The organism is Salinivibrio sp. IB872 (genome assembly GCF_001995345.1).
Taxonomy (GTDB): domain Bacteria; phylum Pseudomonadota; class Gammaproteobacteria; order Enterobacterales; family Vibrionaceae; genus Salinivibrio; species Salinivibrio proteolyticus.
The window spans coordinates 24,020-44,876 of sequence record NZ_MUFO01000033.1 but is presented as its reverse complement, the minus strand read 5'-3'; the positions used below and the strand labels follow the sequence as shown (position 1 = coordinate 44,876).

Annotated in this window: 19 protein-coding genes, 3 tRNA genes and 1 pseudogene; 14 read left to right on the top strand and 9 right to left on the bottom strand. The window is 49.9% G+C overall.

Annotated elements, in window-relative coordinates; genetic code table 11:
* The 4 genes and pseudogenes from BZJ18_RS17105 to BZJ18_RS12950 form a co-directional block, all read left to right on the top strand.
* Positions 1-164 (top strand): annotated as a pseudogene (locus BZJ18_RS17105) (IS256 family transposase); the annotation flags it as partial.
* Positions 165-392: 228 nt separating this feature from the next.
* Positions 393-1,265 carry an HAD family hydrolase gene (locus BZJ18_RS12960; RefSeq protein WP_077457340.1) on the top strand — a complete coding sequence of 291 codons (873 nt, stop codon included), beginning with the start codon at positions 393-395 and terminating at the stop codon, positions 1,263-1,265.
* Positions 1,262-1,912, top strand: coding sequence for a hypothetical protein (locus tag BZJ18_RS12955; RefSeq protein WP_077457338.1), 651 nt, complete (start codon positions 1,262-1,264; stop codon positions 1,910-1,912). Before BZJ18_RS12960 ends, BZJ18_RS12955 begins: the two co-directional genes overlap by 4 nt.
* 123 nt (positions 1,913-2,035) lie before the next feature.
* Positions 2,036-2,842, top strand: a complete 807-nt coding sequence (locus tag BZJ18_RS12950) for an Arm DNA-binding domain-containing protein (RefSeq protein WP_241824974.1) — start codon at positions 2,036-2,038, stop codon at positions 2,840-2,842.
* 97 nt (positions 2,843-2,939) lie between these two features.
* Here BZJ18_RS12950 and BZJ18_RS12945 read toward each other — a convergent pair.
* The 8 genes from BZJ18_RS12945 to lolB form a co-directional block, all read right to left on the bottom strand.
* Positions 2,940-3,014, bottom strand: a tRNA-Gln gene (locus BZJ18_RS12945).
* A gap of 17 nt (positions 3,015-3,031) precedes the next feature.
* Positions 3,032-3,118 (bottom strand) — tRNA-Leu (locus tag BZJ18_RS12940).
* 50 nt (positions 3,119-3,168) lie between these two features.
* Positions 3,169-3,245: transfer RNA gene (locus tag BZJ18_RS12935), tRNA-Met, on the bottom strand.
* Positions 3,246-3,502: 257 nt separating this feature from the next.
* Positions 3,503-4,594 carry a redox-regulated ATPase YchF gene (ychF, locus tag BZJ18_RS12930; protein WP_077457336.1) on the bottom strand — a complete coding sequence of 364 codons (1,092 nt, stop codon included), beginning with the start codon at positions 4,592-4,594 and terminating at the stop codon, positions 3,503-3,505.
* 25 nt (positions 4,595-4,619) lie between these two features.
* Positions 4,620-5,210, bottom strand: a complete 591-nt coding sequence (gene pth / locus BZJ18_RS12925; RefSeq protein WP_069587379.1) for an aminoacyl-tRNA hydrolase — start codon at positions 5,208-5,210, stop codon at positions 4,620-4,622.
* Positions 5,211-5,380: 170 nt separating this feature from the next.
* Entirely contained in the window at positions 5,381-6,328 is a 948-nt protein-coding gene (locus BZJ18_RS12920) for a ribose-phosphate pyrophosphokinase (protein ID WP_131825056.1), read from the bottom strand.
* Positions 6,329-6,360: 32 nt separating this feature from the next.
* Positions 6,361-7,221 carry a 4-(cytidine 5'-diphospho)-2-C-methyl-D-erythritol kinase gene (ispE, locus tag BZJ18_RS12915; RefSeq protein ID WP_077457334.1) on the bottom strand — a complete coding sequence of 287 codons (861 nt, stop codon included), beginning with the start codon at positions 7,219-7,221 and terminating at the stop codon, positions 6,361-6,363.
* Positions 7,211-7,801: a lipoprotein insertase outer membrane protein LolB gene (gene lolB, locus BZJ18_RS12910; RefSeq protein WP_077457332.1), complete on the bottom strand. Its 591-nt coding sequence runs from the start codon at positions 7,799-7,801 to the stop codon at positions 7,211-7,213. Before lolB ends, ispE begins: the two co-directional genes overlap by 11 nt.
* 270 nt (positions 7,802-8,071) lie before the next feature.
* Here lolB and hemA point away from each other — a divergent pair, with 270 nt between their 5' ends.
* Genes hemA through kdsA form a run of 6 tightly spaced genes read left to right on the top strand, consistent with a single transcriptional unit; the run spans position 8,072 to position 13,391 of the window.
* The gene (gene hemA / locus BZJ18_RS12905) at positions 8,072-9,331 is read left to right on the top strand and encodes a glutamyl-tRNA reductase (RefSeq protein ID WP_069587376.1); all 1,260 of its coding nucleotides are present in this window, start codon (positions 8,072-8,074) and stop codon (positions 9,329-9,331) included.
* Positions 9,332-9,342: 11 nt separating this feature from the next.
* Positions 9,343-10,431: a peptide chain release factor 1 gene (prfA, locus tag BZJ18_RS12900; RefSeq protein ID WP_069587375.1), complete on the top strand. Its 1,089-nt coding sequence runs from the start codon at positions 9,343-9,345 to the stop codon at positions 10,429-10,431.
* 2 nt (positions 10,432-10,433) lie between these two features.
* The gene (gene prmC, locus BZJ18_RS12895; RefSeq protein ID WP_077457330.1) at positions 10,434-11,279 is read left to right on the top strand and encodes a peptide chain release factor N(5)-glutamine methyltransferase; all 846 of its coding nucleotides are present in this window, start codon (positions 10,434-10,436) and stop codon (positions 11,277-11,279) included.
* A gap of 32 nt (positions 11,280-11,311) precedes the next feature.
* Positions 11,312-11,695 (top strand): SirB2 family protein, encoded by a 384-nt coding sequence (locus BZJ18_RS12890; protein ID WP_069587478.1) that lies wholly within the window; start codon positions 11,312-11,314, stop codon positions 11,693-11,695.
* Positions 11,696-11,699: 4 nt separating this feature from the next.
* A complete protein-coding gene (locus BZJ18_RS12885) occupies positions 11,700-12,506 on the top strand; it encodes a SirB1 family protein (protein ID WP_077457328.1) in 807 nt (268 codons plus the stop codon).
* A gap of 33 nt (positions 12,507-12,539) precedes the next feature.
* Positions 12,540-13,391, top strand: a complete 852-nt coding sequence (kdsA, locus tag BZJ18_RS12880) for a 3-deoxy-8-phosphooctulonate synthase (RefSeq protein WP_077457326.1) — start codon at positions 12,540-12,542, stop codon at positions 13,389-13,391.
* A gap of 91 nt (positions 13,392-13,482) precedes the next feature.
* On the opposite strand, the gene BZJ18_RS12875 is transcribed toward kdsA, so the two are convergent.
* The gene (locus tag BZJ18_RS12875; protein ID WP_077457348.1) at positions 13,483-14,409 is read right to left on the bottom strand and encodes a LysR family transcriptional regulator; all 927 of its coding nucleotides are present in this window, start codon (positions 14,407-14,409) and stop codon (positions 13,483-13,485) included.
* A 131-nt stretch (positions 14,410-14,540) separates the two neighbouring features.
* Here BZJ18_RS12875 and BZJ18_RS12870 point away from each other — a divergent pair, with 131 nt between their 5' ends.
* The 4 genes from BZJ18_RS12870 (at position 14,541) to ushA (ending at position 20,782) form a co-directional block, all read left to right on the top strand.
* On the top strand, positions 14,541-15,581 hold the full coding sequence (locus BZJ18_RS12870; protein WP_077457324.1) for an HlyD family secretion protein: 1,041 nt from the start codon (positions 14,541-14,543) through the stop codon (positions 15,579-15,581).
* A 2-nt stretch (positions 15,582-15,583) separates the two neighbouring features.
* A complete protein-coding gene (locus BZJ18_RS12865; protein WP_077457322.1) occupies positions 15,584-17,131 on the top strand; it encodes a DHA2 family efflux MFS transporter permease subunit in 1,548 nt (515 codons plus the stop codon).
* A 321-nt stretch (positions 17,132-17,452) separates the two neighbouring features.
* Positions 17,453-18,799 (top strand): Na+/H+ antiporter NhaC family protein, encoded by a 1,347-nt coding sequence (locus BZJ18_RS12860; protein WP_077457320.1) that lies wholly within the window; start codon positions 17,453-17,455, stop codon positions 18,797-18,799.
* Positions 18,800-19,108: 309 nt separating this feature from the next.
* Positions 19,109-20,782 (top strand): bifunctional UDP-sugar hydrolase/5'-nucleotidase UshA, encoded by a 1,674-nt coding sequence (ushA, locus tag BZJ18_RS12855; protein ID WP_077457318.1) that lies wholly within the window; start codon positions 19,109-19,111, stop codon positions 20,780-20,782.
* Positions 20,783-20,857: the final 75 nt, after the last annotated feature.

The following is a 20,857-nucleotide window of genomic DNA, read 5'->3' as shown; positions in this document are numbered from 1 at the left end:
CCAAGGGTGGCTTTGCTAACGAGAACGCATTGCTCRAGTTGCTGTATGCAGGTATGTTGAAGGCGTCAGAGAAGTGGACGCATCCGGTGCAGAATTGGAACCTGACATTGTCCCAACTGAGCATCCACTTCGAAGGACGGCTCGACGACTACGTAGATCTTTAAACGCCGGGTGACACAGAACTATGAACACCCTCTGGGTGGTGGAAGTACGTTGGTGATATCAATATCAACCTAATTCTCATTTTGAGTGTTTTGGAAGTATGATTTTTGGTGTTACTTAGTTACTTCCGTCGTGAATGATAATGGCTTACCTTTGAATGGTTGCTCACTGGTGTTAACCTGTCGGGAAGCTAGATTCCCGCGACTTACGACTTAGATTAGAGTAGCTAAATGAAAAAAACTGTACTCATTACCGATTTAGACAACACTTTATTTGACTGGTTTAGCATTTGGTATGCTAGTAACTCGGCGATGTTTGACAAGGTGTACGAGATTACAGGCTTATGTAGTGACGTGATCCTGCCTGAAGTTAAGAAAATTCACCAAGAACACGGTACCGCTGAGTATGCCTTCTTACTACAAAACTTGCCGTCTTTGCTTGATATGTATGGTTCTGAAGATGGGATCAATGAAGCGCTCGATGAAGCCATTCATGCTTTTCGGTCTGAAAGAAAAAAACACCTGCGTTTATATCCCACAGTAGAAGACACTCTTAAAGCTTTAAAAAGCATTGGTGTCCTAGTTATTGCGTATACAGAGTCTAAGTCATACTACACTTCATATCGACTGAAGAAGCTGGGTTTGGATAACTACATTGATTACTTGTTCTCACCACCAGATCACGAGCTTCCTGAGGAATTAGGCTCAGGAACAAAGTTCAGCTTTTCACTAACCAAACTAAAACACACTCCCGAAGGAGAGACGAAGCCTAACCCGAAGTTATTACTAGATATTATAGATGACCTCGGGGCTGATGTAGAAGATTGTGTTTACATCGGTGATAGTGAAATGAAAGACATTGAGATGGCTCAGCAGGCATGTGTTACAGATGTATTTGCGAGATATGGTACTGCTCATTTTGAAAACAATGCTGAAGGTTATGAGTTGTTGAGAGCTGTTACTCATTGGACTGATGAAGACGTAGAGCGAGAAAAGAAAATTAAAGATAATTATCATCATATCCCACCAACTTATACGGTAGATAGTTTCTCCGAGATATTAGATATATTTGATTTTCAAACGTTTAAAGGTGCTGATTCATGAGTGATGAAAAAGACATTGAGCTTGAACATTTGAAACTAAATGTGGAGGTATGGAAGAAAATAGTTGATGTTCAACAACACTTTAACGACCTTGAAATGAAGGTTAGAAACTTTGGATTATTAATCGTTTCTGCCTTTATCAGTGCGATCGGTGTAAGCTTAAAATCCCAATATGAAGCTGAAGTGGTAGGATATAATATTCCTGTTGCCTCCTTTCTTGCTCTTGGTTCTTTTATTGTTTGGATGCTGGTTTTTTTAGTAGATGTTTATTGGTATCACCCACTTCTAAAAGGGGCTGTTCTCAAGGGAATTGAGATGGAGGAACAAATCAAGTCTCAATTACCTAATATCAATCTAACGGGAAAGATTGGTGAAGAAAGCGCTGTCAGTATCCTGAAATTTAAAGATGTCAGAAGTACAACGAAAGCAAAGATTTTTTATTTAGGGATCGGTGGCGTTTTACTTGTTTTAACAATATTGATTTTTTGTATGGGTGAGAAGGCACCTGATATTGGTAATACAAGTACTCAAAGTATACCTGAAAAAACAGAGTCAAAAATCAATGATATGACGTCTAATTTAATAAAGGGAGAAGGAAAAACTTCACCTGCCATACCTCAGGATAAGTCAAAAAAATCCAGTGACTGATTAGTCGAATAAAAGATAAGCTGGATTACACATATTCTTATGTTGTTCAGCTTTTACTTAACCGCAATAAACGCTTGTTTAAACAGATATTAACTAATTGAATATCTAGTTAATGAGGTTTGAATGAGAAAATCACAACGACTCACCACCACTTTACTCAACAATCTTAACCTCAACCCTAGAACCGCTAAATCCACCGATTACGAAGTCAATTTATCTGCTATGAAAGACAGTGGCTTACCTACTGGTGTTCGCTGCTTAGTGGGTAAGTCTGGCGGGAAACGATTCCTGCTGCGTTATACCAGTCCGGTAACAGGTAAGAAGGCAAGTATTGGTCTTGGTAAGCCCCCTGAAACTGACCTCGCCACATTACGCAAAACAGCCAAAGAGCATCGCCAGCAAATTATAGAAGGCGTTGTTCCCAAGCTTGAGCGTGACAATCAGACTACCGAGAAGACGATGACTCTGGAACGGTTTTTTGATGAAGTGTATCTGCCACTGGCTAAACAGGAACGCAGTTGGAAGGACGACGCAGCGCGATTTCGTTTAGCAAAGTCTATCCATCACATATCGATTCATGACCTAACCGCCGCCGATATCATCAAAGTCCAAATGGAGATGCAAAACGCCGTTACGATTAAAGGCAAGCCTTATGCTCCTGCTTCGATAAACCGTGCTCTAGCCCTGCTCAAAACGATCAATCGTCAGGCATACAAGTTGATGGACGCGCCACTCATTGCTGACAAGGTCAGCTTGTCGAAAGAAGATAATGTGCGCACTGGTTACTTGTCCGAATCTCAGCTAGAGGAGTTTATAGGTCACGCTCTGAACCATGAGGACAAGAGCATCGGCGCGTACCTAGCTTTGCTGTTTTTGACTGGCTCGAGGGATAAGGAACTGCGTTTACGCTTGAAATGCGATGTGCATTAGGAGGACAAAACACCCACTATTCCGCATGCGAAAAACGCTACTAGTCACGTTATTTACCTAAACGCAAAAAAGCCCACATGATGTGGGCTTTTTTATATGGCTGGGGTACCAGGATTCGAACCTGGGAATGACGGGATCAAAACCCGTTGCCTTACCGCTTGGCGATACCCCAGTAGGCGTTGCCTAACTTGGTGCGGAGAGAGGGACTTGAACCCTCACGTCCTTTCGGACACTAGCACCTGAAGCTAGCGCGTCTACCAATTCCGCCACCTCCGCAAAAGGTGGATAACCCGGTGACGAAAACGCAGACCGAATTATAAAAATAATGGTGGCTACGACGGGATTCGAACCTGTGACCCCATCATTATGAGTGATGTGCTCTAACCAACTGAGCTACGTAGCCACTCTGTCAGGCGTAGTGCCTTAAGACGCTGCGAATTATGCGGCTCTGGGCCAAAGTCGTCAAGGTCTGGTTATTGTTTTTTTTGCGATTTTGCATTCATTGGCTGCAATAATCGCCATTTTGGACAATTTAGCGGCAAAGCCTACCGAGGAGGTGGCGGATCGTGTTGAACGGTGGGAAGAAAAAAACCAGCCTGGAGGCTGGTTTTATCTGACAAGGGTGGGGTCTCGACAACTCACCCAAGAGGCATTACGCGCTTATACGTTAAAGCGGAAATGGATCACATCGCCATCTTTTACGATGTAGTCTTTGCCTTCTAGGCGCCATTTACCGGCTTCTTTCGCGCCGCTTTCGCCATTGTTCGCAATATAGTCTTCGTAACCGACCACTTCAGCACGGATAAAGCCTTTTTCGAAGTCAGTGTGGATTTTACCCGCCGCTTGCGGAGCAGTGGCTCCAATTGGCACGGTCCAAGCACGCACTTCTTTAACACCCGCCGTGAAATAGGTTTGCAGGGTAAGCAGTTCATAACCGGCGCGAATCACACGGTTAAGGCCTGGCTCTTCCAGCCCCATTTCTTCCAAGAACGCAGCCGCTTCTTCGGCGTCTAACTCGGCAATTTCGCCTTCAATTTCCGCGCACACGGCAACCACGGTGGCACCTTCTTGCGCGGCAATCTCACGTACTTTGTCGAGGTAAGGGTTGCTTTCAAAGCCATCATCGTTGACGTTGGCAATGTACATAGTGGGCTTAAGCGTCAAGAAGTTGAGGTATTGTACTGCCGCTTCTTCTTCTTTGCTTAGCTCGACAGAACGCAACATGTTGCCTTCTTCCAGCACAGGCAGCAGTTTTTCAAGCACTGTTAGCTCAAACTTGGCGTCTTTGTCGCCACCTTTAGCTTTTTTGGTGTTGCGCTGAATGGCGCGCTCACAGCTTTCAAGGTCGGCCAGTGCCAGCTCGGTGTTGATAACATCGATGTCATCTGCAGGGTCGACTTTACCGGCAACGTGAACAATGTTGTCGTTTTCAAAACAACGTACCACGTGGCCAATCGCATCGGTTTCGCGGATGTTGGCGAGGAACTTATTTCCTAAACCTTCACCACGTGATGCACCGGCTACCAGTCCCGCGATATCCACAAATTCCATGGTGGTTGGCAGCACTTTTTGGGGGTTAACAATCTTGGCTAACGCATCCAAGCGCAAGTCAGGCACAGGCACCACGCCAGTGTTTGGCTCGATGGTACAGAATGGAAAGTTAGCTGCGTCAATGCCAGCTTTGGTCAGTGCATTAAACAGAGTGGATTTACCTACGTTTGGTAGGCCCACGATGCCACATTTAAAACCCATGAGATGGTAACCCTTTAATCAAAAATTACTGTGCTTTGAAGGTATGCAGACGGTTTTGCGCTTTGGCAAGATCGTCTTTGAGCAAGATATCGAGGCTACGAACCGCCTCGTCCGTGGCCTGTTCGATCAGGCTTTGCTCGTTGGCGGGGGCTTTGGTGAGCACATATCCCGCTACCTTGTCTTTGTGACCCGGATGGCCAATACCAATCCGGAGTCGGTAGAACGATTTATCGTTAGCTAATTTGCTGATGATGTCACGCAGGCCATTGTGCCCTCCGTGTCCACCGCCTTGCTTAAACTTTGCCACACCCGGTGGCAAGTCTAGCTCGTCATGCGCCACCATGATGGCATCGACGGGAATATTGTAAAAATTAGCCAATGCTTGAACGGCTTTACCGGACAAATTCATGTAAGTGGTTGGGATCAACAAACGCAGATCTTGACCGTGTACGGTAATGCGGCCGGTCAGGCCAAAAAACTTTTTTTCTTCTTTCAGCGGTGCATTGTGGATCCGCGCAAGTTCTTGCACGACCCAAGCGCCCGCGTTGTGGCGTGTTTGGGCATATTCTGGCCCCGGATTGGCCAATCCAACTAATAAGCGGATCTGATTACTCACGATGTTTCTCGCTGTTTATCTACCCATCATAGCCGGTGAGCATTCTGCCCACCCCAAAAGGCGCCATATCCTACCATTGTTACGACTCAGCGGTCGAGTCAGCACTGAAAATAGACAGATAAAAAAACGCCCTGCACAGAGGCAGGGCGCTGTTACTAAGGATGCGTCTATTACGAATTAAACATCGCAGAGATGGATTCTTCGTTGCTGATACGGCGAATCGCTTCCGCTAGCATGCCAGACAGAGTCAGTTGTGAGACTCGCCCGGTCGCTTGGATTTCTGCGCTTAGCGGAATGGAGTCGGTCACCACGATTTCATCGATGACAGATTCCGCAATGTTTTTCGGCGCGTCGCCAGAAAATACAGGGTGAGTCGCGTAAGCGAATACACGTTTAGCACCACGGTTTTTCAGCGCTTCAGCGGCTTTACACAGGGTACCACCGGTATCGATCATGTCATCAACGATGATGCAGTCACGGCCTTCAACGTCACCAATCAAGTGCATAACTTGAGACACGTTCGCACGTGGACGACGTTTATCGATGATGGCAATGTCGGTATCGTCGAGCAGTTTCGCGGTTGCACGCGCACGAACCACGCCGCCGATGTCAGGAGAGACAACAACAGGATCTTCCAAGTTCTTCGCTAGCATGTCTTCAAGCAAAACAGGGGTGCCAAAGATGTTGTCGACAGGCACGTCGAAGAAGCCTTGGATTTGCTCTGCGTGGAGATCAACGGTGAGGACGCGGTCAACGCCAACGTTAGAAAGAAAATCTGCAATAACTTTTGCGGTGATAGGAACACGGGAGGAACGTACGCGGCGGTCTTGACGGGCATAACCAAAGTAAGGGATTACTGCGGTTATACGACCTGCCGATGCACGTCGGAACGCGTCTATCATCACGACCAATTCCATTAAGTTGTCATTGGTCGGTGCACAGGTAGATTGGAGGACGAACACGTCACTACCGCGCACGTTCTCGTTAATCTGAACACACACTTCGCCGTCAGAAAAACGGCCGACAGTGGCGTCACCCAGTGACATGTAAAGACGGTTTGCGATACGTTGGGCGAGAACGGGTGTCGCGTTACCAGCGAACAGCTTCATATCAGGCACGGTGGAAACCTCGGGTTGCATCCATTTAGTAGTCACTGACTCACAGTTTGCTGCTGTAGCGCATCAAGTAGGGGTGAACGGTTCAACCCACGTGCAACAAACCCTGTCAGCCAGTTAGGCATTATGTCGAGTGTGGCCTGGGCATCTTGTGCGGTGTCAAACTCGGCAAACACGCACGCGCCTGTCCCAGTCATCCTAGACGGCGCGTATTCTAGCAGCCACGAAACAGCCTTATCAACCTCGGGGAATTGTTTACGGGCTATCTTTTCGCAATCGTTTTCGTATTTTTGCCCCATTAGCTCAGAAACTGTGCGCTTTGGCGTGTTTCTTTGCAACTGAGGATGCGTGAAAATTGCAGCGGTCGAAATCGACACGTCCGGCTTAACCACTAAGTAAACTTTTTCTTCCGGTAACACCGGTGTAAATTTTTCACCCACGCCCTCAGCCAATGCTGCCTGACCATGAATAAAAATAGGCACGTCAGCGCCCAAACGCAATCCAAGAGCCGCCAATTCATCAGCGCTGACCTGGGTCTGCCATAAATGATTGAGCGCAACCAAGGTGGTGGCGGCATCTGATGACCCGCCACCTAATCCACCGCCCATAGGGAGCCGTTTGTCGATATCAATGTGCGCCCCGTAGGGACATCCTGTGTGGGCTTGCAGCGCCTTGGCGGCTTTGACAATCAAGTTATCGTCTTCTTTCACTCCTTCCATGGCAGGGCTGAGGCTGATCGTCCCTGTTTGGTTAGGCGTAATGGCAAGGGTATCGCCCACGTCCAAAAACTGAAACAAGGTTTGGAGTTCGTGGTAGCCGTCCTCACGGCGGCCATTGATATACAAGAAGAGGTTCAGTTTGGCGGGAGCGGGCCAAAATGTGGTGTCATTCATCATCAAGCGTCCAATTGGAGATAACCAGCTTTACGGTTTGCTGGGGGCTTTTTAAGGTGATACGCGAAGGCAGCGCCGGCTGCGTGCTACCATCGTAACCGAGATAATCAATGGTCCAGCCTTGGGCGTTACTTAAACGGGCGAGGCGGTTGTCATCGCCGAGCTCAAATTGATCTCGCGATTGTGGCAAGCCAAGCAACCAAGCGGGCAGCGCGTCAATCGGTAACGACATGCCGGTCAACCGCTCAATTARGCGAGCTGCATTTGAGTCGGTATAAACTTGGCCTTGGTCATCCACCACGGTGGCACGCTGTGGACCGATAGTCAGCGAGAGCAGCGTGGTCCCTAAAAAATTGGTCAGACGGAGCGTGGATTGTTTTGGCTGATGATGCCAATACAAATTCGCTGAAAACCGCTCTTGGGGTGAAATAAACGCGACCTTGCCTTTCGCCGTGTAGCTATCGATGGCCGTTAACGCCGACTGATGCGCTTGCCATTGGGTCGACGGTGGTGGAGCGGTGGCACAGCCCGATAAAATGGCAATACAGGCGGCGATGACGCAGGCGCGTAGGGGAGCAAGCATGTGCTGAGTATCCTTTCTTTGACGTCAATAAAGCGGCATCAGGGCCGTGATGCGCTTACTTTGCCACAAGCTGTGCGGAGAAAGAAGACGCCTATCGTGCCTGTATCCGTGCATGCGGTACGGGTTTGGCGAGGAAGCCACCAATCTCGCGAGGCTTCACATTTCCACGCCAAGAGGATGATGCATATCAATGTTCGCTTTAATTCACGGGGGCCATCAAGTAAAATCCTCCGCTCCAATCCTTACTGGTGCTGTCGGTAACAACGCTTCATGAGCCTGTTAGTTCTCGGAATCAATCACAAAACGGCCCCCGTTGACTTGCGGGAGAAAGTCGCCTTTTCGCCGCAACAACTGGAACAAGCGTTGCAGCAACTGACCGACCACCCTCAAGTGCGAAGCTGTGTGATCGTCTCAACGTGTAACCGTACTGAGCTGTACGCCGACATGCGTCAGCCGGGGATCGGCGTGCTGGTGGATTGGTTGACCAATTTTCATCACCTAAGCAGTGATAGCTTGATGGCAAGCATTTACTATCACGAGGAACAAGCGGCGGTGAAACACCTGATGCGCGTAGCGTGTGGGTTGGACTCTTTGGTACTCGGTGAGCCACAAATTCTAGGCCAAGTGAAGCAGGCTTATGCCAGTTCCGGAAAAGCCAATCTGATTGCGGGCCCGCTGGAAAAGCTGTTTCAAAAAGTGTTCGCCGTTGCCAAGCGGGTGAGAACCGAAACGGACATCGGCGGCAATGCGGTCTCTGTTGCTTTTGCGGCTTGTACCTTAGCGCGTCAGATCTTTGAGTCGTTATCCGACGTCACCACCTTACTGGTCGGGGCCGGTGAGACGATAGAATTAGTGGCCAAGCACCTGCATGAACACAAGTGCAGCAACATTATCGTGGCCAATCGGACTCAATCTCGTGCGCAGTGTTTGGCAGACCAATTTAATGCGCAGGTGATTGGGCTTGAAGCGATCCCAGAGCACTTGGCGAAAGCAGATATCGTGATTAGCTCAACGGCCGCCCCGTTGCCGCTTATCGGTAAAGGCATGGTAGAAAAAGCACTGAAACAGCGCCGTCACCAGCCAATGTTGCTGATCGATATCGCCGTGCCAAGAGACATTGAAGAAGAAGTGGGCAACCTAGCCGACGCGTATCTGTATAGTGTGGATGATTTGCAATCTATCGTGGAACGCAATCGCGAACAGCGTAAAGTAGCCGCGATCCAAGCCGAAGCGATCGTGACGGAAGAAAGCGCCGATTTCATGCGTTGGCTACGCTCACGAGAGGCGGTTGATAGTATTAAGCAATTCCGCACTCAATCGGAGCAGATCAAACAAGCCGAGCTTGAACAAAGCATTCAGGCGTTGGCCAATGGCGCAGATGCCGAAAGCGTATTGCGCCAATTGAGCAATCGTCTAACAAATAAACTGATCCATACGCCGACACAGGCAATGCAGCAAGCAGCACAAAATGGTGAGCCAGAAAAACTGGCGGTGATGCGTGCCTGTCTTGGGCTGGACAGTGATAACTAACGAAGAGATTTATGAAAGCATCAATTTTAGCCAAGCTAGAATCACTGGCCGAGCGTTATGAAGAAGTTCAGCACCTGTTGGGTACGCCAGAGATCATTAACGATCAGAACAAGTTCCGTGCGCTGTCAAAAGAATACTCTCAGCTTGAAGAAGTGATTAAGTGTTTTGGTCAGTTCAAGCAAGCACAAGAAGACTTGGTAGCCGCAGAAGAAATGGCAAATGAGGACGATCCAGAGATGCGCGAAATGGCGCAAGAGGAAGTCGAACAGGCCAAGCAGAGCATTGCCGACTTGACCGACGAGCTGCAAATCTTGCTCCTCCCTAAAGACCCTAATGATGATCGCAACTGCTTCCTTGAGATCCGTGCCGGCGCTGGCGGTGATGAGGCCGCGATTTTCGCAGGCGACCTATACCGTATGTACAGCCGTTATGCCGAGCAACGTGGCTGGAAGATTGAAATCATCAGCGCGAGCGATGGTGAGCACGGCGGTTTTAAAGAAGTGATCGCGCGCGTGGCAGGCGAGGGCGCATATGGTGTGCTGAAATTTGAATCTGGCGGCCACCGTGTCCAGCGCGTGCCGGCGACAGAATCACAAGGCCGCGTACATACCTCTGCGTGTACCGTTGCCATTTTACCTGAAGTGCCAGAAGCAGAAATTCCAGAGATTAACCCTGCTGACTTGAAAGTGGACACCTTCCGTGCATCGGGTGCGGGTGGTCAGCACGTTAACACCACCGACTCAGCCATTCGTATTACCCACTTGCCAACCGGCACTGTGGTGGAGTGTCAGGACGAACGTTCGCAGCACAAAAACCGCGCCAAAGCGATGTCAGTACTGGCCGCTCGTTTGATTAAAGCGGAAGAAGAAAAGCGCGCTGCCGAAGAAGCCTCAACACGTCGTAACTTGTTAGGCTCAGGCGATCGCTCCGACCGTATCCGTACTTACAACTACCCACAAGGCCGAGTGTCTGATCACCGTATTAACTTAACCCTTTATCGTTTAGATGAAGTGATGCAAGGCGATTTGGATAGCTTGGTTGACCCTGTGATTCAAGAGCATCAGGCTGACCAACTCGCGGCGTTGTCAGAGCAACAATAATTATGACTGCCACGATTAGCGCACTGTTAGCGGATAGTACCCATGAATTAAGCGCTGTCGGGCATGGCTCGGCGGCCATTGACGTGAAGGTGCTGCTTTGTCACGTGCTCGATCAGCCCACCAGTTATTTGTATACCTGGCCTGACCGTAAACTGACCGCTGCTCAGCTTGCCCAGTTTCGTCAGCTGTTTGCGCGTCGTCTGCAAGGCGAACCCGTGGCGTATATTCTTGGCTATCGCGACTTTTGGACGCTGCGCCTGTCGGTGTCGCCCGCGACCTTGATCCCACGCCCAGAAACGGAACTGTTAGTCGAGCAAGCACTGGCGGTGTTACCGGATAAGCCCTGTCGGGTATTGGATTTAGGCACAGGCACGGGGGCGATTGCATTGGCGATTGCATCAGAGCGTGCCGATGCCACCGTGGTGGGCGTCGATGTGATGCCTGAGGCGGTATTATTAGCCAGCCGGAATGCACACGACAATCAAATCACCAATGCGCACTTTATTCAAAGTGATTGGTTTGATGCGCTCAGCGACATGCAGCCTTTTGATCTGATTGTCAGCAACCCGCCCTACATCGACGGTGCCGATCCGCATTTACAGCAAGGCGACGTACGGTTTGAACCAGCGAGTGCGCTGGTGGCAGACGAGAGCGGGCTGGCAGATATTCGCCACATTGGTGCGACTGCGCGGACATATTTGGCCGCATCTGGTTGGCTAATGGTAGAGCATGGCTATGATCAAGGCGCAGTAGTGCGCGCGCTTTGGCAACGACAAGGATGGGGCAATATTGCAACCCAGCAGGATCTCGCTGGGCTCGATAGAGTCACTGTCGCTCAGAACGTATAATTCTAACTGACTGGAAGCAGGAACTTTTTATGATCTACATGGCACTAAAGCATACCCATTTATTGAGTATTGTCTTGAGCCTTTCGCTGTTCGTGATCCGCTTTTTCTGGGTGATGCGTGGCAGTGAGATGCTCAACAAAAAATGGGTCAAAGTGACACCCCATGTTGTCGATACCGTATTATTGACCACCGGAATTGGCCTGATTTTTGTAACAGGTTTTGTGCCATTTACGCCAAGCGGGGCGTGGATGACCGAAAAGCTGACTTGTGTACTGGCTTACATTGCGCTCGGATTTGTCACCTTGCACTACAGCCGTGGCAAACTCTTTCGCACCTTTGCGTTCTTTGGCGCCTTGGGTTGGGCATACGCAGCAGCCAATTTAGCGTTAACGAAAGTACCACACCTAATGGGATAACAGGATGCCATTAACCGATCAACAACTGGATCAGCTCACACTGGCAGAGGGCGCCTTAACATTGAACCACGCGCTCGATCCGTCGATCGATGTTAATCACGTTCGGGCCTCACTGGAGCTGTTGGCGGACGAAGCCGAACATCTGCTGGGCAGCGAACCCGATATGGCTTTGCGCCTCGAGGGCTTGCGTCGCCTTTTCTATCATCAATGGCAATTTACGGGCGACTTCGAGCAATACTTTTCCTCGGAGAACGTCTTTATTCACCATGTACTGTCGCGCAAAAAAGGGATCCCAGTTTCGCTAGGTGCGATCTTTTTGTACCTGTGTGAGCGCCTCTCGCTACCCGTCAAACCGGTAGGCTTTCCAACTCAGCTGCTGTTGCGCATTGATGAATTAGAAGACACCCCCGTATACCTCAATCCATTTGATGGTGAGCGTGTTAGCATGCGAACCCTGCGTGGTTGGCTGATAGGCAGTCAAGGGCCGTTTGCTGAGCTAGAGCCATCGCACCTTGAAGTGAGTGACCACCCATCGATCATTGGTCGTTGGTTGGCCGTCGCCAAAAGTGCGTTATTGCGCGAAGAAAAGTACGCGATGGCATTACGTTGTAGCGAACTCGCGCTAACCTTTAGCCCTGACGACCCATACGAGATTCGCGATCGCGGCTATATCTTTCAGCAACTCGATTGTGATCGGGTTGCGGCGACCGACTATGAGTACTTTATTGAGCAATGCCCGGATGATCCGGCGGCAGAGCTGTTAAAGATGCAAGTGAAAGTGCTCAACGAAGAACAACCGACTTTACATTAGCGCGCTACGTTTAGTGCGACCAAGGAACTGACCATGACGCAAAAAACCGTTCATATTGGCGATATGCCAGTGGCTAACGACCGTCCTTTTACGCTGTTTGCTGGCATGAATGTGCTGGAGTCTCGCGATTTAGCGATGCAAATCTGTGAGCACTACGTCAAGGTAACGGACAAACTGGGCATCCCTTATGTCTTTAAAGCCTCCTTTGATAAGGCGAACCGTTCATCCGTACACTCATACCGTGGACCGGGAATGGAAGAAGGCCTGAAGATCTTTGAAGAGCTGAAAAGCACCTTTGGCGTCAAAGTGATCACCGACATTCATGAGCAAGAGCAAGCGGCACCCGTAGCGGAAGTGGCGGACGTGATCCAACTGCCAGCGTTCTTGGCCCGCCAAACCGACTTGGTGGCAGCGATGGCCAAAACCGATGCGGTGATCAACGTGAAAAAACCCCAGTTTATGAGCCCAGGCCAAGTGGGGAATATCGTGGATAAATTCGCGGAGTGCGGCAACGAGAAAGTGATTTTGTGTGAGCGTGGCAGCTGCCACGGTTACGATAACTTRGTCGTAGATATGCTGGGCTTTGATGTGATGAAAAAGGCCTCCAATGGCAGCCCCATCATCTTTGATGTTACTCATGCCCTGCAATGTCGCGATCCTATGGGCGCTGCATCTGGTGGCCGTCGCCAACAAACAGTAGATTTAGCGCGTGCTGGTTTAGGGACCAAGATTGCGGGCTTGTTCATTGAGGCGCATCCAGATCCAGACAACGCACGTTGTGATGGCCCTTCAGCACTACCGCTGGATAAACTCGAGCCTTTCCTTGCGCAAATGAAAGCGCTGGATGATGTGATTAAAAACTTTGCAGAGATTGATATTCGCTAATTGGCGAATGATCGAGACCCAGAAAGCTGCCTATTGGCAGCTTTTTTTATTCGCGGCTTGCGGTCACGCCTTCACGGTGAGCGGTCGCCTATTAGTCGATATGTGTGGCACTCACACCTTGTTGCATGTCTTCGTTTAGGCGCGTTACTAAATAGTCAATCAGAGTGCGGAGTCGTTTGGGCATCAAGGTACGATTGGCATACACCAAGCTGATGGGTACCGTCGGCATTTGCCAGTTGCTAAGCAGTTGGACTAAACGACCTGACTCAAAGTGAGGACGACATAAGAACGTCGGTAATACCGCAATGCCGAGGCCATCAAGGCATGCCTGCAACGAGGCTGTAATGGTGTTGACCCGCAGCTGATAGGGGAGGTCGACACTAAAACTCTGCCCTTGCTTGTCAAATAACTCCCACGCTAACAGCTTCACCGCTTGGTTATACACTTTGACTTGGCGATGCGGTGAACGAAGATCGGTAGGACTTTGCACCATGCCAGTTTCGGCCAAATACGCTGGGCTTGCCGCTACCACACGGGTTGARTTGGTGAGCAGGCGTGAAACGAGGTTTGAGTCTTTGCGTGTCCCCACTTGCGCGTAGAGATCAATACCTTCACCAATAATGTCGACTTCACGGTTACTCATCTCAAGGTGCACGCGAATATGCGGATGCAGCTTGATGAACTCATTGATGTAAGGCCCCAATACCTGATGACCGAGCTCAACGGGCATCACCACATTTAAATCCCCTTGGATCAATTCTTGGTGAGCGGTGATTTCAACTTCCGCCTGCTCCATGATGTCTTTCGCCAACAGGCACGATTGGTAAAAGCGCTCGCCCTCTGTGGTCAGCTTTAAACTGCGCGTGGAGCGCGTGATCAAACGCACACCTAGATTGCGCTCAAGATCAGAGACTTTTCGGCTGACCGTCGATTTTGTCATTCCCAGTGCCTCAGCCGCTTGCGTAAAACTGCCTAATTCCACCACTTTCACTAGGATGGCGAGCGCATTGAAGTCCAACATCCTTCCTCTGATTAGGTTAATTTGTGCAACAGTGTTTTTGATTATAGCGCGATTATTAATTAATACGATTGGTTTACAATTCGAAACACTTTGCTTGGTATTGATTTAATTAACATTAGTGAGACCTCATGACAGCCTCAACCGCTTCGAAACGCGTTAAAGCGCCACTATTGGCGACCTTGATATTCCTCGTAATTGGTGTGCTTGGCGCAGGGTACTGGTGGATGGAAGGGCAGTATCATGTGTCGACCGATAACGCCTACCTAAAAGGGGACATCGTTACCATCAGTCCCAAAGTCTCTGGCTATATCGTGGCCCGATATGTCGACGATAACCAGTTTGTAAAAGCCGGAACCTTATTGGCCGAAATTGACGATCGCGATTATCGTACCGCGGTCTCCCAAGCTAAAGCAGCACTCGCCTCGGCAAGCGCGAATGTCGAGCATCTGCACGCACAGCAAACCTTACAGCACAGCAAGATCCGCCAAGCCGCGAGTCAGATGGCATCCGCGCAAGCTGAGTACGATCGCGCCAAGCAACAAGTGGCCCGTACCCAGCGTTTAATCGCGCAGCATTATTCCTCTGAAGATGAATTGGATGCCCAACTTGCGCAGCAAAAAGTGCGACTCGCCCAGTTAGAACAGGCTAAAGCCGCGCATCATGCCGCCAGTGACCAATTAGCCGTGTTAGCCAGTGAGCTGAAACAAGCCCAAGCTGCGATTGATGACGCCACCGCTAAGCTGACTCAAGCGCAGCTTAACTTGGATGATACCCGCCTTTATGCGCCTGTTGATGGGGTGATTGGTAAACGGAGCTTGCGCGTTGGCATGCTGGTTCAACCGGGTATGCCGTTAGTCAGCTTGGTGCCTCAAGGGGAGGTGTGGGTTGAAGCGAATTTTAAAGAAACACAGCTCGCGCATATTCAGCCGGGGCAATCGGTGGATATTGAAGTGGACGCCTTTCCCGGACAAGTACTGCATGGCGTGGTCGATAGTTTCTCGCCAGCCACGGGCGCACAGTTTGCGCTGCTGCCCCCTGAAAATGCCACGGGGAACTTTACGAAAATTGTTCAGCGGGTGCCGATTAAAGTCCGGATCCCCGATCAGCCACTTAAAGCCAAGTTATTGCCTGGGCTATCCGTGATTGCAACGGTAGATACACGAGGCTGAAGATGACCGCGACTGCGTTAACGGCCGATGCCTACAGCGATCACGTACCGCTCAAAAACTGGATTGCCCTCTTGGGTGGGTTGATTGGGGCCTTTATGGCCATTCTCGACATTCAAATCACCAATGCATCGCTAAAAGATATTCAAGGGGCGCTGTCGGCGACCTTGGACGAAAGTTCGTGGATCTCGACCTCCTATCTGGTGGCAGAGATGATTGCGATCCCGCTCAGTGGCTGGTTATCGCGGGCGCTGGGCGTACGGCGCTATCTGACATGGACCACCGCGGTGTTTACGCTGTCATCTTTTTTGTGCTCACTGTCATGGAACATGAGTGCGATGATCGTGTTTCGCGCCATGCAAGGATTTAGTGGCGGTGCGCTGATCCCACTGGCTTTCTCGCTGGTGGTGCAACTGCTACCTGCCAACAAACGGGCGATTGGTATGGCGATGTTCGGTGTCACGGCGACGTTTGCGCCTGCTATTGGACCGACCTTTGGTGGCTGGCTGACGGAAAATCTGTCGTGGCACTATATTTTCTACATCAATATTCCACCAGCAATGCTGGTGATAGCCATGATCCGCTACGGGCTAGAAGATACGCCGTTATCATTGTCATTGCTGAAAAAAGCCGATTGGGTCGGAATTGCCACTATGGCATTAGGGCTTGGCTGCTTAGAAGTGGTGCTTGAAGAGGGCAATCGTGAAGATTGGTTTGGCTCATCATTTATTCTCACGCTCAGTGCGATTTCCGTGGTGAACATCGTCTACTTTGTGATTAACGAACTGCAACACCCCCGTCCGCTGGTGAACTTGCGGCTACTGAAAGACAAGCAATTTGCCTTATCCTGCTTTGCCTATTTAATTTTGGGTATGGCCTTACTTGGCTCGATTTACGTGTTGCCGCTGTATCTCACCCAGATCCAACACTACAACGCGATGCAAATTGGCCAGGTGCTGATGTGGATGGGGCTGCCACAGTTGTTACTCTTTCCGCTCGTGCCTAAGTTAATGCGCGTGTTTCGCCCAACTCACATGGTGACATTTGGCTTTGTAATGTTTGGGTTAAGTTGTTACGTCAATACACACATGACCGTCGATTTTGGTGGTCAGCAGCTGGTTTTATCCATGATCCTGCGTGCGATTGGTAGTCCATTTATTATGGTGCCTTTGTCGATAGTGGCACTGAAGCATATCCAGCGTGATGACACGCCAGATGCCTCCACACTCACCAATGTGATGCGTAATTTGGGCGGTGCGTTTAGCATTGCCATGATAGCAACCTTGCTAGATAACCAAACACGCTTGCACTTGGCGAACATCAAAGCCACCTTGTCCACAGTGAGCGAGCAAGGTTGGCAGCGTTTGCACCAACAAACAGATTGGTTTATCGCCACAGGCAGTGATGCCACCACTGCGTTGCATCAAGCACAAGCCAGCGTGTTGAGTGTGATGCAACGTGACGCCGCGATCATGGCGTACAACGATGCCTTTACTGTGATGACCGGCTTTTTAGCATTGGCAGCCGTAGTGATCCTCTCGCTCGAAGACTAACTCCCGCTCGATAGTCACCACGCAAAATGGGAGCGGTGTACTGCCGCTTCCTTCGTTATCCTTCCTGATAAGTTCAAGTAGCTTGACCGACAAACGGTGTTGTCCGATGTATTCGGCTATTGTCGCTGTCTTTTCGTCTGCCACCGTGTCATTTGTTCGGGGTCGCCTTGCGGGTAAGTTCAGTCTTGGTTGCGAAACACTGTCTAGCAGCGAGTACGAGCCGTTAAGGTTTTTAGATGTTTAGACGTCTATTTGTTGACTGGATGGCTAGAGGGCTGTAATCTGGATCACAGTTTTATAAGAGGTATTACAAAAACTGCCATGACAACATCTGCAAACACAACGCCGCAGCCTTCTGCCCTTGCACTGCTGCCCCTATTATTATTCTTAACCCTTTTTATTGGTGCAGGCGTTTACTTTACCTTAGAAGGCGCGGACTACGCCTTCTATCAACTGCCCGCACATGTCGCCATTTTACCAGCGGTGATGGTGGCACTTGCACTTAGCCGTGAGCGGCTGAATACTGCGATTGAACAGCTTATCCGTGGCATGGGTCATGGTGATATTATCGCCATGTGTATGATTTACCTGCTGGCGGGTGCCTTCTCATCAGTGGCTGACGCCACGGGTGGTGTGCAGGCGACGGTCAACCTGGGGCTGACCTTGATCCCAGAAAGCCTGATTCTGCCGGGACTGTTTGTTATTGCGGCCTTTATCTCCACGGCAATGGGTACGTCAATGGGCACCATTGCCGCACTGGCTCCCTTTGCATTGAACATGGCGACCGCGACCGGCCAGTCACCGGCAGTGATGGCGGGGGTGCTGCTCAGCGGTGCGATGTTCGGTGACAACCTGTCGTTTATTTCCGATACCACGATCGCGGCAACACGCTCACAAGGCTGTAGCATGCGCGACAAGTTTAAAGAGAACGTCGGGATAGCCATTCCTGCCGCCATTGCTGCCATTATCTTATTTGTGTTCAACAACCAAAGTGCGCCGGTGGACGCGCCTGAAAGCATTAACTATCTCGCGGTTGTGCCGTACCTTTCTATCATCGTCTTGGCGCTCGCAGGGCTGAATGTGTTTGTGGTGCTGACTGCGGGGATTTTGCTGGCGATGGGCGTCGGGTTGATGAGCACGCCAGATTTTACCTTGATGAGCTTTAGCCAGCATGTCAAAGACGGCTTTGCCAGCATGCAAGAGATCTTCATCTTGTCTTTGATGATTGGCGGTATTGCAGAGCTGATGCGCTGCCAAGGTGGATTAAGCTTTTTAACCAACACGGTCAATAAAGTGATTGCCCGTTTCCAGAAAAACCAAGGCAACCACCACTCACGGGCCAGCGAGTTTGGAATTGCCTTGTTGGTGTCATTCGCCAACGTGTGTACCGCCAACAACACGGTTGCTATCGTAGTGTCAGGGCAAGTGGCGAAGAACATTGCTAGCGAACACGAGGTGCCAGCGAAACGCAGTGCCAGCCTGCTCGATATTTTCTCGTGTGTGGTTCAGGGTATGATCCCCTATGGCGCGCAAATCCTGCTTTTGGGTGCCAGCTTTGGCCTCTCGCCACTGGTGATTGTAAGCCACTCGTACTACTGCTTCTTCCTTGCCATTTCTGCACTGGTTGCCATTGCCAGCCGACACTGGTTTCACGCCCGTCAGCAGTAATGGCCTGATAACGCGCTATTAAAATGGCTCACCTCATAAAGCCTTTGCCTAACGCAAAGGCTTTTTTGTTGGCCCAAGCGAATTCGCAAGCAAAGGATGCGCCGATTTCGCTATTGATTAGAGTTTAGGCTCTATAACTTATGACTCGATCACCAAAGTGACGGTTTTTGCCCAACTGACGGTGATCATCGCAACAAAATAATGAAATAGACCAGCGGGATAGCATGAATTCTTTTAAACTAGTCGGCGTTTTCTAATCGTCGACAGTCGTCGATGATGGCTTATCCATCGCTAATAAGGTCTTAGATCATGAAGGAACGTCTTTCTTTGAAGGCAGCGGTCAGTGCTGCGTTAATTGCGTCATTGGCAGGGTGCGCCAATACAGGCTCAGAAACACCAGAACACGGTTGGGCGCCAGATACCACTTATAAGTTAACCATTCTTCATACCAACGATCACCACGGTCGTTTCTGGCACAACCGCTACGGCGAATACGGCATGGCTGCGCGCAAAACGCTGATTGATGAGTTGCGTGCCGAAGCAAAAGCAGAAGGCAGCGAGGTGCTATTGCTCTCAGGCGGTGATATCAACACCGGTGTGCCTGAGTCTGACTTGTTACAAGCGGAACCAGATTTTAAAGGCATGACGCAAATTGGTTACGATGCGATGGCGATCGGTAACCACGAGTTTGATAACCCACTGAGCGTGCTTGAAAAGCAAATGCAATGGGCCGACTTCCCAATGCTGTCAGCCAATATCTATGATAAAGAGACCGGCGAGCGCAAATTCCAAGCTTATCAAATGTTTGAGCGCAACGGCCTTAAAGTTGCTGTGATTGGCTTAACCACGGAAGATACCGCCAAAATCGGTAACCCAGAGTATATCGGTTCATTGGAATTCCGTGATCCAAAAGCGGAAGCGAAGAAACTGATCGCAGAGTTGAAAGAAACCGAGCACCCAGACATCATCATTGCTGCCACACACATGGGCCACTATGCCGATGGTAAAAGCGGTGTGAACGCACCGGGTGATGTGGCGCTCGCGCGTTATATTGACGAAGGTGATTTGGATCTGATCATCGGTGGACACTCGCAAGAGCCGGTGTGCATGGAAGGTCCAAACATGTACAACAAAAACTTCCAGCCGGGTGATGCATGTACGCCAGACCAGCAAAACGGTGCGTGGATCATGCAAGCGCACGAGTGGGGCAAATATGTCGGTAAGGCGGAGTTTGAATTCCAAAACGGCGATTTGAATCTCGTTAGCTATGATCTGATCCCTGTGAACCTGAAGAAAAAAATCAAGGTGAACGGTGAGAAGAAACGTGTCTTCATCCAAGATGAAATCGCGAAAGATCAAGCGCTGTATGACTTCTTGAAGCCATACCAAGACAAAGGCCAAGAAAAACTCAACGTCAAAATTGCTAAGAGCAATGGCAAGCTTGAAGGTGATCGTGATGTGGTGCGTTTCCAACAAACCAACCTTGGTCGCCTGATCGCCATGTCACACATGGAGCGCGCGAAAGCAGACTTTGCGGTGATGAACTCCGGCGGCGTACGTGATTCGATTCCTGCTGGCGACATCACTTACAAAGACGTATTGAAAGTACAGCCATTTGGCAACATGGTGACGTACACCGATATGAGCGGTAAAGAAGTGCTGGACTACCTGAATGTTGTCGGCACTAAGCCAGTTGATTCTGGTGCGTATGTACAGTTTGCCGGTATCTCGATGGTGGTTGAAAACGGTAAAGTTCACGATGTGAAAATCGGTGGTGAGCCATTAGATATGGACAAAACTTACCGCTTCACCGTGCCAAGCTTTAACGCAGCGGGTGGTGACGGTTATCCAAAACTGACAAACCATCCAGGAAACGTAAACACAGGTTTCGTGGATGCTGAAGTGCTGAAAGACTACCTAGAAGCGCACAGCCCAATTGATGTGAACGACTACGCACCGAAGGGCGAAATTGTTTACAAGTAAATCTGATTAAGATTGCCATGATGACAAAGCGGTACCGATGCGGTGCCGCTTTTTTTATGCAATGATAGTGCGATG

Bases quoted from the DNA above. Each gene is read 5' to 3' on its own strand.
- ispE (WP_077457334.1), bottom strand. From the start codon at position 7,221: ATGATGAATGACACCACATTTTGGCCCGCTCCCGCCAAACTGAACCTC.
- BZJ18_RS12950 (WP_241824974.1), top strand. From the start codon at position 2,036: ATGAGAAAATCACAACGACTCACCACCACTTTACTCAACAATCTTAAC.
- BZJ18_RS12955 (WP_077457338.1), top strand. From the start codon at position 1,262: ATGAGTGATGAAAAAGACATTGAGCTTGAACATTTGAAACTAAATGTG.
- prmC (WP_077457330.1), top strand. From the start codon at position 10,434: ATGACTGCCACGATTAGCGCACTGTTAGCGGATAGTACCCATGAATTA.
- BZJ18_RS12870 (WP_077457324.1), top strand. From the start codon at position 14,541: ATGACAGCCTCAACCGCTTCGAAACGCGTTAAAGCGCCACTATTGGCG.
- prfA (WP_069587375.1), top strand. From the start codon at position 9,343: ATGAAAGCATCAATTTTAGCCAAGCTAGAATCACTGGCCGAGCGTTAT.
- ychF (WP_077457336.1), bottom strand. From the start codon at position 4,594: ATGGGTTTTAAATGTGGCATCGTGGGCCTACCAAACGTAGGTAAATCC.
- BZJ18_RS12865 (WP_077457322.1), top strand. From the start codon at position 15,584: ATGACCGCGACTGCGTTAACGGCCGATGCCTACAGCGATCACGTACCG.
- ushA (WP_077457318.1), top strand. From the start codon at position 19,109: ATGAAGGAACGTCTTTCTTTGAAGGCAGCGGTCAGTGCTGCGTTAATT.
- BZJ18_RS12885 (WP_077457328.1), top strand. From the start codon at position 11,700: ATGCCATTAACCGATCAACAACTGGATCAGCTCACACTGGCAGAGGGC.
- hemA (WP_069587376.1), top strand. From the start codon at position 8,072: ATGAGCCTGTTAGTTCTCGGAATCAATCACAAAACGGCCCCCGTTGAC.
- BZJ18_RS12860 (WP_077457320.1), top strand. From the start codon at position 17,453: ATGACAACATCTGCAAACACAACGCCGCAGCCTTCTGCCCTTGCACTG.
- BZJ18_RS12960 (WP_077457340.1), top strand. From the start codon at position 393: ATGAAAAAAACTGTACTCATTACCGATTTAGACAACACTTTATTTGAC.